The 12,104-nt window shown below is 36.7% G+C and carries 9 protein-coding genes; 7 read left to right on the plus strand and 2 right to left on the minus strand.

The features are described 5' to 3' along the window. Positions 1-4 precede the first annotated feature (4 nt). Together mutS and mutL are read left to right on the plus strand one after the other, a co-directional pair. Positions 5-2,605: a DNA mismatch repair protein MutS gene (gene mutS / locus MKX78_RS10520; protein ID WP_341050779.1), complete on the plus strand. Its 2,601-nt coding sequence runs from the start codon at positions 5-7 to the stop codon at positions 2,603-2,605. A gap of 21 nt (positions 2,606-2,626) precedes the next feature. After that, positions 2,627-4,486 carry a DNA mismatch repair endonuclease MutL gene (mutL, locus tag MKX78_RS10525; protein ID WP_341050782.1) on the plus strand — a complete coding sequence of 620 codons (1,860 nt, stop codon included), beginning with the start codon at positions 2,627-2,629 and terminating at the stop codon, positions 4,484-4,486. A 120-nt stretch (positions 4,487-4,606) separates the two neighbouring features. On the opposite strand, the gene mreBH is transcribed toward mutL, so the two are convergent. Continuing rightward, complete coding sequence (gene mreBH / locus MKX78_RS10530; protein WP_095369449.1) at positions 4,607-5,617, minus strand: rod-share determining protein MreBH; 1,011 nt, start codon at positions 5,615-5,617, stop codon at positions 4,607-4,609. Between the two features lie 308 nt (positions 5,618-5,925). On the opposite strand from mreBH, the gene miaA reads away from it, so the two are divergent. From miaA to spoVK, 3 genes are all read left to right on the plus strand, one after another. Continuing rightward, positions 5,926-6,891, plus strand: coding sequence for a tRNA (adenosine(37)-N6)-dimethylallyltransferase MiaA (gene miaA, locus MKX78_RS10535; RefSeq protein ID WP_095369448.1), 966 nt, complete (start codon positions 5,926-5,928; stop codon positions 6,889-6,891). Positions 6,892-6,919: 28 nt separating this feature from the next. After that, the gene (gene hfq / locus MKX78_RS10540; protein ID WP_095369447.1) at positions 6,920-7,150 is read left to right on the plus strand and encodes an RNA chaperone Hfq; all 231 of its coding nucleotides are present in this window, start codon (positions 6,920-6,922) and stop codon (positions 7,148-7,150) included. Between the two features lie 289 nt (positions 7,151-7,439). Next, positions 7,440-8,390 (plus strand): stage V sporulation protein K, encoded by a 951-nt coding sequence (gene spoVK, locus MKX78_RS10545; RefSeq protein ID WP_095369446.1) that lies wholly within the window; start codon positions 7,440-7,442, stop codon positions 8,388-8,390. Between the two features lie 122 nt (positions 8,391-8,512). Here the strand turns inward: spoVK and MKX78_RS10550 are convergent, their stop codons facing one another. Beyond that, positions 8,513-9,133: a trimeric intracellular cation channel family protein gene (locus MKX78_RS10550; protein ID WP_341050785.1), complete on the minus strand. Its 621-nt coding sequence runs from the start codon at positions 9,131-9,133 to the stop codon at positions 8,513-8,515. Positions 9,134-9,374: 241 nt separating this feature from the next. Between MKX78_RS10550 and hflX the strand changes: the two genes are divergently transcribed. Further along, complete coding sequence (hflX, locus tag MKX78_RS10555; protein ID WP_307314327.1) at positions 9,375-10,631, plus strand: GTPase HflX; 1,257 nt, start codon at positions 9,375-9,377, stop codon at positions 10,629-10,631. An 18-nt stretch (positions 10,632-10,649) separates the two neighbouring features. Beyond that, positions 10,650-11,921 carry a methionine gamma-lyase family protein gene (locus MKX78_RS10560; protein WP_095369444.1) on the plus strand — a complete coding sequence of 424 codons (1,272 nt, stop codon included), beginning with the start codon at positions 10,650-10,652 and terminating at the stop codon, positions 11,919-11,921. The last annotated feature ends 183 nt before the right edge of the window (positions 11,922-12,104 follow it).

The raw sequence follows: 12,104 nt of genomic DNA on the forward strand, positions 1-12,104 counted from the left end.
AATTATGGCAGCAACATATACGCCGATGATACAACAATATTTAAGGGTAAAGGCAGATTATCAAGATGCCTTTTTATTTTTTCGTTTAGGCGATTTTTATGAGATGTTTTTTGACGATGCGATTTCAGCATCAAGAGAGTTAGAAATTACATTAACAAGTAGAGACGGAGGAGCTGAAGACCGCATACCGATGTGCGGGGTACCTTATCATTCAGCCCCGAATTATATCGAACGCTTAATTGAAAAAGGCTACAAAGTAGCCATATGTGAACAAACCGAAGATCCGAAACAGGCTAAAGGTGTAGTCAAAAGGGAAGTTGTTCAATTAATTACACCTGGGACTCGGATGGAAGGTAAGGGGTTAAATGAAAAGGAAAATAACTATATCGCTACAGTAAGCGCATTTGAAGATGATACCTATGGTTTTGCATATAGTGATTTATCAACAGGAGAAACAAAAGCGACCATTATAACTGATGGTTTTACTTCCATTTTGAATGAGCTTTCAGTTTCTAATGCGAAAGAAATTGTCGTCTCTTCGCAGTTCTCAGATAAATGGCTCAAAAAGATGAAAGAGAGAATGGTACTGACCATTTCTATTGAAGACGATATCCAAACTCGGGAAGTGTTTCAGGAAAGTGTAGCAAAGTTAGCAAATGATCGTCTGCGTGAAACAGTAATGAGATTATATAATTATTTATACAAAACACAAAAACGTAGCCTTGACCATTTGCAACTTGCTGAAGTGTATGAAGTGAACCAATTTATGAAAATTGATTACTTCTCGAAGAAAAACCTAGAACTAACTGAAACGATGCGTTCAAATGGAAAGAAAGGTTCACTTCTTTGGCTGCTGGATGAAACGAAAACAGCGATGGGTTCGAGAATGTTAAAACAATGGATAGATCGTCCGTTAATTAATAAGGATGCCATTATAGAACGACAATCAATGGTGGAAACTTTCATGAATCATTATTTCGAACGAGAAGAGCTAAGAGATACTTTAAAAGAGGTATATGACTTAGAGCGACTTGCAGGTAGAGTCGCATTCGGTAATGTCAATGCTCGTGACTTATTTCAATTGCAAAAATCATTACAGCAAGTACCCAAAATAGGTCATGTAGTGAATCAGTTAACGAATGACGTTGCTAAACAGTTGGCAAATGAACTTGATCCTTGTGAGGATGTAACCGACTTGTTAGAAAGAGCCATTACCGATAATCCCCCGTTAACCATCAAGGAAGGGAATATTATTGCTGACGGTTTTAATGAAGCACTCGATCAATATCGTGACGCAACGAAAAACGGTAAAAATTGGATCGCTCAGCTTGAGAAGAGAGAGAGAGAGAAGACAGGGATTAAGTCATTAAAAATCGGATACAATCGTGTCTTCGGATATTATATTGAAGTGACAAAGTCTAATCTCCATCTGTTAGAAGAAGGTTTATATGAACGAAAGCAAACCTTAACAAATGCTGAACGGTTTATTACTCCAGAGCTAAAAGAAAAAGAGGCATTAATTCTACAAGCGGAAGAAAAATCGGTTGAACTAGAATACACATTATTCTTAGAGGTAAGAGAACAGGTAAAAGAGCATATTCCACGCATCCAGAATCTTGCCAAGCTTATAAGTGAATTGGATGTATTGCAATGTTTCTCTGTGGTTAGCGAACAGCGGCAATACCATAAACCGACCTTTTCTAGTGAACGGAAAATCGTCATTGAGGACGGGAGACATCCGGTTGTTGAAAAAGTGATGAATGCGCAAGAATATGTAGCAAATGACTGTTATATGGATGATGAAAGAGAGTTGTTACTTATTACTGGACCTAATATGTCAGGTAAAAGTACATATATGCGACAAATTGCTTTAACCTCAATTTTGGCACAAGTTGGTTGTTTTGTTCCTGCCAAACAAGCGGTGTTACCTATTTTTGACCAAGTGTTTACTAGAATAGGTGCGGCAGATGATTTAATCTCTGGACAAAGCACATTTATGGTCGAGATGTTAGAAGCAAGGAATGCCATTGTTCATGCCACAGAAAATAGTCTTATCCTATTTGACGAAATTGGTAGGGGAACGTCGACCTATGATGGAATGGCCCTTGCTCAGGCGATTATTGAATATATTCACCACCATATTGGGGCGAAAACATTGTTCTCAACGCATTATCATGAGCTTACTGTTTTGGCAGAGGAGTTACCCCATTTAGAAAATGTGCATGTAAGTGCAGTTGAACAAAACGGGAAGGTCCTATTTCTCCATAAGATTAAAGAAGGCTCAGCAGATAAAAGTTATGGTATACATGTTGCCCAACTTGCAGAGCTACCGGAGACATTGATTCAAAGAGCAAACGAAATCCTTACGCGACTAGAAGCAAAGGATTCAACAAAAATAAATGCAACAGCAACAAAAATAGACGTACAAGAAGAAGCGGTTGGCCAATTGTCATTCTTTGAAGAAGAAACGCTAGCGAAAAGAGGAACAAATATTGCAACAAAGGAAAGAAAGTTGCTTGATCAGCTAAAGAAACTAGACATTCTAGAAATGACACCGATGACGGCATTAAATACCTTATATGAGATACAAAAAAAATTAAAATAAAGATTGAAAGGGTGAATCCTAATGGGTAAAATCAAGCTCTTAGATGATTATCTATCAAATAAAATCGCAGCAGGAGAAGTCGTTGAGCGTCCAGCATCTGTTGTAAAAGAATTAGTTGAAAATGCAATTGATGCAGGCAGTTCTGTTATAGAAGTGGAAGTAGAAGAAGCTGGCCTTTCAAGTATCCGCATCATCGATAATGGAGAAGGAATAGCAGAAGATGACGTTCTCCATGCGTTCCACCGACATGCGACAAGTAAAATCCAAGACGAGAGCGACCTATTTAGGATTCGCACATTAGGATTTAGAGGGGAAGCGTTGCCCTCTATTGCTTCCGTTTCCAAAGTTGAATTGAAGACTTGCTATAGTGATATAGGTACGAGAGTGGTGCTTGAAGGCGGAAAAGTTGTAACGATGGAAAAGGCAGCTAGTCGTAAAGGTACAGATATTACCGTGTCAGATTTGTTTTACAATACGCCGGCTAGACTTAAATATATGAAAACGATTCATACCGAATTAGGTAATATTACAGATGTCATGAATCGCTTATCTTTATCACACCCGGAGATTTCATTCAGGTTACTCCATAATGATAAGCAATTGTTAAAAACAACAGGTAATGGTGATGTTCGTCAAGTTTTAGCGGCGATCTATGGTTTAAATATTGTCAAAAAAATGATTCCCATTCAAACTCAGTCCCTTGACTTCAAGGTTTCTGGTTATGTAGCGTTACCAGAAATAACGAGAGCTTCGAGAAATTATATTTCAACGATGATCAATGGTAGGTTTATTAAAAACTACCCTTTAGTGAAAGCGATTCAGGAAGGTTATCATACATTATTGCCGATAGGACGGTATCCCATTGTTTTATTAAACATTGAAATGGACCCATTATTAGTAGATGTAAACGTTCATCCTTCTAAAATGGAAGTTCGGTTAAGTAAAGAGCATGAATTAAACGAATTAGTAACGGCCACCATTAAACAAGTCTTTAAAAAAGAAGAATTAATTCCAAGTGGCTTTACCGAAAAGAAAATAATTAAGCCAAAAGATGAACAAACATTCCTTCACCTCGATCATTTACCTGAAAGAAAACCATTTAAAGAGATCGAGCAAGAAAGGAAAGAAACAGAAGTACTATTCATCCAAGAAGATTCAGTAACACCAAATCAACAAGTAAAAAATACGATCTTTGAAACGGCTCCTGCAATAGAAGTTTCTGCTCCATCTAAAGAAGTGGATTCACAAGAAGAAGAAAATATAACGCTTGCAGAAGAAGAGGAATTCGTGCTTCCTTCTAGAGTCCCAGCGATGTATCCTATAGGTCAAATGCATGGTACCTATATTTTTGCGCAAAATGATAATGGTTTGTATATCATTGACCAGCATGCGGCTCAGGAAAGAATCAAATATGAGTTTTTTAAGGAAAAGGTTGGGAAAGTAGAAAGTGAATTACAGGAGCTTTTGATTCCAATGACCTTTGAATATGCGAATGACGATGTGATAAAGATTGAAGAATATAAAGACGAACTTGAAAAAGTGGGAGTTTTCTTAGAGGAGTTTGGCCACAACAGTTATATCGTTCGTGCGCATCCACAATGGTTTCCTAAAGGAGAGGAACAAGAAACGATTGTGGATATGATAGAACAATTGCTGAATATGAAACGAGTGGATATAAAAAAACTGAGAGAAGAAGCGGCTATCATGATGAGTTGTAAAGGTTCCATAAAAGCAAATCGCCATTTACGTAACGATGAAATTCAAGCATTACTTGATGAGTTACGACAAACGAATGATCCCTTTACTTGTCCTCATGGTCGCCCAATTATCATTCATTATTCTATATATGAAATGGAAAAAATGTTTAAGCGTATTATGTAAGACTTGCTTTAAAGAGACCTTTGTTTTAAGAAGGATACAGGAAATCAACTCTAAAACGCTTATGGTCACATAAAAAGAGAGAACCGCAAAATTAGTGATACGCGGTTCTCTCTTTTTTAATTATTTCGCATTGGCTGTTTGTAATTTGTCCATGTATTTTAATGATTTTCCTGTTCCAATTGCGACGGATTCTAACGGATTTGGAGCAAGGTGAACAGGCACATCAATCTCTTGACTGATCCATTCTTGCATACCGTTAAGTAAAGCTCCACCGCCAGTTAAAATGACTCCACGGTCAACGATATCACCGCTTAATTCAGCAGGGCTATCTTCTAATGTTGCTCTTAGTGCTTCTAAAATACTGAGTAACGCTTCTTTCATCGCATCCCTAATTTCAAAGGAAGAAAGCTCAATGGTTTTTGGTAAACCAGTAACTAAATCTCTCCCACGTATCTCCATTTTTAATTCATCATGGTTAATCAGCGCATGGCCAATTTCAATTTTAATATTCTCTGCTGTTCTTTCACCAATAAGTACGTTGTATTCTTTACGCACATACTGAATAATATCATCGTCTAAACGGTCTCCGCCAATACGGACGGAGTGGCAAGCAACTACACCACCGAAGGAAATAATCGCCACTTCAGTTGAACCGCCACCTATGTCAACTACTACATTTGCGACTGGCTCATCGACTGGCATACCAGCGCCAATTGCTGCTGCAACAGGTTCCTCAATCACGAAAACTTTTTTTGCACCGGCGTTTCGTACTGCGTCTTGAATCGCTCTTCTTTCAACACTTGTCGACCCGGAAGGTGTACATACAACAACACTCGGCTTTCTAATTGAGAAGCCACCAGCTTTTGCAGCTTTTTTCATAATATGACGTAACATTTCTGTTGTTGTATCGAAATCGGCAATTACCCCATCTTTTAGTGGGCGTATGGCGACAATTCGTCCCGGTGTTTTACCAATCATTTCTTTTGCTTCAGAGCCAACTGCAAGCACTTTTTTTGTTTCTGTATCAATCGCAACAACAGAAGGCTCATTAAGAGCGATTCCTTTTGCTTTACTATAAACAAGTATATTAGCTGTTCCTAAATCGATTCCAATTTCAGCATTTCCTATCATTATCAATCACCTAATTTCCTATAATTCTGCTTCGTCTCAATCCATTTTCATAAGACCATATTCATAAGACATCTTATCTTAAACTCCGCTTTTTATAAGGTAACATGAAACGACTATAGAAGCCTGAATGTAAATAAAACGTTATAAAAATGTAATCTCCATTGTAAAAAAGAATCGAATCCGCAATAAAAAAGGTTTAATTTGTAGAAAAAGGGTGAATAATGTTTGAGTATTGATTGTCTTTTTTCCTTCCTATGCTTATGGTACGATAAGGTAGAAATTGAAAGACTAAAAGGCAGTGTGAGTGAATGACAAATCAAAAAGAAAAAATCATTATTCTTATAGGACCTACTGCTGTAGGGAAAACAAAAACAAGTATTGAACTGGCAAAAAAATATAATGGTGAAATTATTAGTGGTGATTCCATGCAAATTTACAAAGGTATGGACATTGGTACAGCTAAAATAACGAAAGAAGAGACAGAAGGTATCAGCCATCATTTAATTGATATTAAAGAGCCAGATGAAAGTTTTTCGACAGCTGAATTTCAAACAATTGTCAGAGAAAAGATAACTGAAATCAGTAGTAAAGGGAAGTTACCCATTATTGTAGGGGGGACGGGACTATATATACAATCCGTTCTATTTGACTATCAATTTTCAAATGCCCCCTCAGATGATGATTTTCGATATCGCTTAGAGGAAAGGGCGAAAGTTGAAGGGAATGTTTGTATACATAAGGAATTACAGGTGGTCGATCCGGTATCTGCGGGAAAAATACATCCTAATAATATTCGAAGAGTGATTCGGGCTCTCGAAGTATACCATTGTACGGGAAAAACGATGACAGAATGGCAAAGTAAACAGGAACTTGAATCGGTATATAATGCCGCTGTAATCGGTTTAACAATGGACAGAGATCTTTTGTATAAACGAATTAATCAGAGAATAGATATGATGATGGATAATGGCCTATTGGAAGAGGTGAAAGGGTTTAGTGATAAGGGGTTGCAAAACTGTCAGTCCATGCAAGCGATAGGATATAAGGAATTCTACCCTTATTTTGATGGTTTGATTACTTTAGACGAAGCTGTTGATCAACTAAAGCAAAACTCACGAAGATATGCCAAAAGACAGCTAACATGGTTTCGTAATAAACTGGATGTTAGTTGGATAGATATGAGTGAAGCTCTCGATTCAAAGGGTTTCCATAAAAAAATAAATGAAATTTATGTAACGATTGAAGGAAAGCTGAAAATTAAATCGAATACATAATAATAGAGATAAAAGAGGAGGATTTGTAATGAAAACATCAATCAATATCCAAGATCAATTTCTAAATCAATTGCGAAAAGATAATGCCAATGTGACAGTTTTCTTGTTAAACGGTTTCCAAATTAGAGGGCAAGTAAAGGGATTTGATAATTTTACTGTCCTATTTGAATCAGAAGGAAAACAACAACTTGTTTATAAGCACGCGATTTCAACATTTGCTCCTCAACGAAATGTATCGCTAGATATGGAACAAAAATAATAAAGTTGCCTTGTCGAGTCCGCAAATGATGCGGGCTTTTTCTTATGCTTTGACAACCTTGTTGGAAGAAATTCTGTTGTTCTATAATTTATATTTAATTAGTAACAATTTTGTTTTCACTAAAAAAACTTTAATGATTTTCCTCCAAATTGAATATATATGAACAAGAAGACTCTAACTTCTAATAATAGAATAGGCTAAATAACGACTTGAGATAACGACTAGGCTTTTGTCACAATTAAGGCAATCTTAGCGTATACTGGTGCAAGAGAATGTGAGGTGAAAGCTATTGGATCAGCCGATTCGTTTGAAAAATAATGGACAAATCAGTATTGTACTAAATTCTCAAAAAAGAAAAGCCTTAACAAAGGAAATACCCGAACCGAATGTTGTACAAAAAACCTTACAATCAGAGCATCTTGCTCTTAGAGAAATTGAAGAAGAATTAGCTGCTTTAGTAGGCATGGAAGAAATGAAGAGAATGATAAAAGAAATTTATGCCTGGATCTATGTGAACAAGAAGCGAGAAGAAGCAGGACTGAAAGCGGGAAAGCAGTCCCTTCATATGATGTTCAAGGGAAACCCTGGTACAGGGAAAACAACGGTAGCGAGGTTAATAAGTAAGCTATTTCAAAAAATGGATGTTTTGACAAAGGGACATTTGATCGAAGCTGAAAGGGCTGACTTAGTAGGAGAATATATTGGCCATACAGCTCAAAAAACGAGAGATTTAATTAAGAAAGCAATCGGAGGCATACTTTTTATCGATGAAGCTTATTCCCTCGGTAGAGGAGGGGAAAAGGATTTTGGTAAAGAGGCAATCGATACATTAGTGAAACATATGGAAGATAAACAGCATGATTTTATACTGATTTTAGCCGGATATTCAAAAGAAATGGACTATTTTTTATCTTTAAATCCGGGTTTACATTCTAGGTTTCCGCTAGTTATAGATTTTCCAGATTATTCGATTGAACAACTAATGGAGATTGGGCAAAGAATGCTGAAACAAAAAGAGTACGTACTTAGTAGAGAAAGTGAAAGGAAATTAAAAGATCACTTACTTTGGGTGAAAACAGTCTTAAATCCACAAACATTTTCTAATGGAAGATATATAAGAAATATTATCGAAAAGGCAATACGCGCACAATCCATGAGGCTTTTAATGCAAAGTCATTATGACCGCCATGAATTAATGACTATTAGAAGCAACGACTTAGTTTTTGAAGAAGATGATTGACCTTGTTTTAGCTCCGATTAATTTAGGAGCTTGTTTTTGTTATTAATAGAGATGGAAATTGAATTAAGCAGAGCCAGTCTCCTACCTTTTATCGTGGGCTGAAACGTGGCTCTGTTTTTTTACTATTTTATCTTTAATTTAACTTGAATTTGTTTTGTAGGAAGTTTCCATTTATAAGTGTAAGATAATACTCTAAGGGCTGTAATTGTTATGAATAATATTATGAGTTCTACTGCTGATGTGAAAATATTTAATCCAATTAATAGCCCAGTAATAATCGCCCAAACAGCATAGATTTCTGATCGTAATACCAAAGGTTTTCTTTGTGCTAATAAATCACGAATCATTCCACCACCACTACCGGTTAATACTGCGGCAACGATAATTGCGCTTAATGGATGATTCATATCAGCAGCATAAAGTGCACCTTGTATAGCAAATGCTGATAATCCGATGGCATCAGTGAAGTTTCCCCACTTATGCCAATGCTTCAATAAGTGATGGGGAAAAATAATAATCAATGTAATAGACAAGAGGGCGATTTGAAAAAAAGTTCCCTGTTCCCACAATGTTGATACGGGTACCCCAATTAATAAATTACGGATGGCTCCCCCACCAAAGGCAGTGACAATACCTAAAATATAAATGCCTAATATATCATAATCTTCTTCCATTGCTACGATAGCACCGCTAATGGCAAAAGCAATTGTACCAATCATACTTAAAAAATCCCAAGTTAACATCACATATCACCACACGTTCTTAAAATCCTGCTAAAACACAAACATATAGATTTTAACATGAAAAAGCATGAAATCAATGATTTTCAATAAATAAATTTTTGTGGTAAACAATAATTATTGATTACTTAGCAGGGACATTTTGGATAACCGGAAATTTTCTCCCTTTAACGTAAAGAATAATTAGTGAATTACAAAAGAATTTGATATGATAATGATATGTTAAAAAGAAAGTAGGGCTTTAATGGAACAACAGTCTTTTAAAGAAAAAGCGATACTTGTCGGCTGTCAAACGACTGAAGACGATTTGCAATATAGTTATTCAATGGATGAGCTTGTGTCTCTAACAAAAACAGCTAAAGGTGAAGTGATTACAAGTGTTGTACAAAAAAGAGAGAGAATTCATCCATCTACATATATAGGAAAAGGGAAAGTTGAAGAAATATCACGCCTACAAGAAGAGACCGAAGCAGATGTGATTATTTTTAATGATGAACTATCTCCTAGTCAAGTTCGTAACTTATCCGAATTCATTTCGGCAAGAATTATTGATCGAACCCAGTTGATTCTTGATATTTTTGCTGGCAGAGCTCGTTCAAAAGAAGGGAAACTGCAAGTTGAACTAGCTCAATTAAAATATTTACTACCGAGATTATTGGGACAAGGAACAGCACTTTCACGCTTAGGCGGGGGAATTGGAACAAGAGGTCCAGGTGAGACAAAGCTTGAATCAGATCGCCGTCATATACGAAGGAAAATTGATGATATTGATAAGCAATTGAGGGCAGTTGTTCATCATAGAAAGCGTTATCGTGAAAGAAGAAAGAAGAACCAAGCACTGCAAATAGCCTTAGTAGGTTATACGAATGCGGGTAAATCGACCTTGTTTAATCGCCTAACCGAAGCTGATTCCTATGAAGAAAATCAATTATTTGCCACACTTGATCCAATGACAAGAAAAATGTCTTTACCAAGTGGATATACAGCTCTTTTAACCGATACAGTTGGATTTATACAAGACTTACCGACTACGTTAATTGCAGCTTTTAGATCTACTTTAGAAGAAGTAAACGAAGCGGATCTCATTTTACATGTAGTCGATATGTCTAATCCGGACTACACCCAACATGAACAAACCGTACAACAATTAATTGATGATTTAGAGCAGGAAGAGATTCCACAATTGATTGTTTATAATAAAAAAGATGAAGCACATGAAAGGTTCATTCCAACAAAAGGTAGGCACACGTTACAAATGAGTGCATTAAATGATCGTGATCGCTATTTGCTAAAAGAAGCAATTGAACATGCGGTCACCCAATTAATGGATTCGTATACTGCTGCAATCCCTGCTTCAGAAGGAAAGTTATTATCGCTCCTAAATACGGTGACTATTGTGCGGAGTAGTGAGTTTATAGAAGAAAAACAAATGTATTTGGCTAAAGGTTTTTACTTCAAAGATCATCCAATCACACAAATGCTAAATCATTATAGAGTATAGAAAGTAAAGGTGTAAATCATGTTCCAAAGCTTAATAAATGGAGAATCTCTTTCTGAGATTGTTCAAGAAGTAGAAAAAAAAATTTCTTGTGTGACACATAAAATAGAGGAAAGAATAGATGAGAATCAATTTCGGGTTCTGCGGAGTTTTCAAAAACACCGTGTAAGTGATAGCCATTTTATACCGTCGACGGGATATGGTTATGACGATGCGGGTAGAGATACTTTAGAATTAATCTATGCAGATGTCTTTGGTGGCGAAGCAGCATTGGTTAGACCACAAATCATTTCTGGTACGCATGCTATATCCACTGCGCTATTTGGTATTTTACGACCGGGGGATGACCTTTTATATATTACTGGTAAACCATACGATACGTTAGAAGAAATCGTCGGTATAAGAGGTAAAGGGGTAGGGTCTCTAAAAGAATTTCGTATTGGGTATGATGCGGTTGAATTGCAAGAGGATGGTACTGTTGATTTTGAGGTACTCAAAGAAAGAATGACATCCTCAACAAAGATGGTTGGTATACAACGTTCAAAAGGTTATGCGGAAAGACCATCATTTACAATAAATGAAATTAAAGAAATGATTCATTTTGTTAAGTCCATCAACCCTGAAGTCGTTATCTTCGTCGATAATTGTTATGGTGAATTTGTTGAAGAAATGGAACCTTGTCATGTTGGTGCCGATTTAATGGCCGGTTCCCTTATTAAGAACCCAGGCGGTGGATTGGCGAAAACGGGTGGTTACATTGTTGGAAAAAAAGCCCTTGTTGAAGCGTGCTCTTATCGATTAACTTCCCCTGGCATTGGAGCGGAAGCTGGAGCCTCACTATATAGTTTACAGGAGATGTATCAGGGTTTTTTCTTAGCCCCCCATGTAGTAGGACAAGCTTTGAAGGGAGCGGTTTTTACAGCTGCAATTCTCGAATACTTTGGGATGAAAACTAATCCAAGATGGGATGCAGAGAGAACAGACCTTATACAATCAGTACAATTTGGTGATGCTAAAATGATGGTTGCCTTTTGTCAAGCGATTCAATATGCTTCCCCAATCAACTCTCACGTTACTGCCTATCCAGCATATATGCCAGGATATGAGGATGATGTCATTATGGCTGCGGGTACTTTTATTCAAGGAGCAAGTATTGAGTTAACAGCAGACGGACCTATTCGGCCCCCGTTTGAAGCATATGTTCAAGGCGGATTAACCTATTCTCATGTAAAAATCGCCATTTGTACAGCGTTAGACCAATTATTAGAGAAAAAACTCATTCAAAAGTATTAATAAATATAGGGAAAGGAGGCGGATATACGCTGCCTTCTTTCAGTATTAGGAAAAAAGTTTGAAAATTTCATGATTTCCATGTGATAAAACATAACATTTTGTTGACAGATTATCTAACACGACATATAATAGGATATAAGATACAAAGAAATTAAAAGTAAAAGAATGAAGGAGGAGAGATGG

The sequence above is a fragment of the Cytobacillus sp. FSL R5-0569 genome (genome assembly GCF_038007265.1).
Lineage (GTDB): Bacteria > Bacillota > Bacilli > Bacillales > Cytobacillaceae > Cytobacillus > Cytobacillus kochii.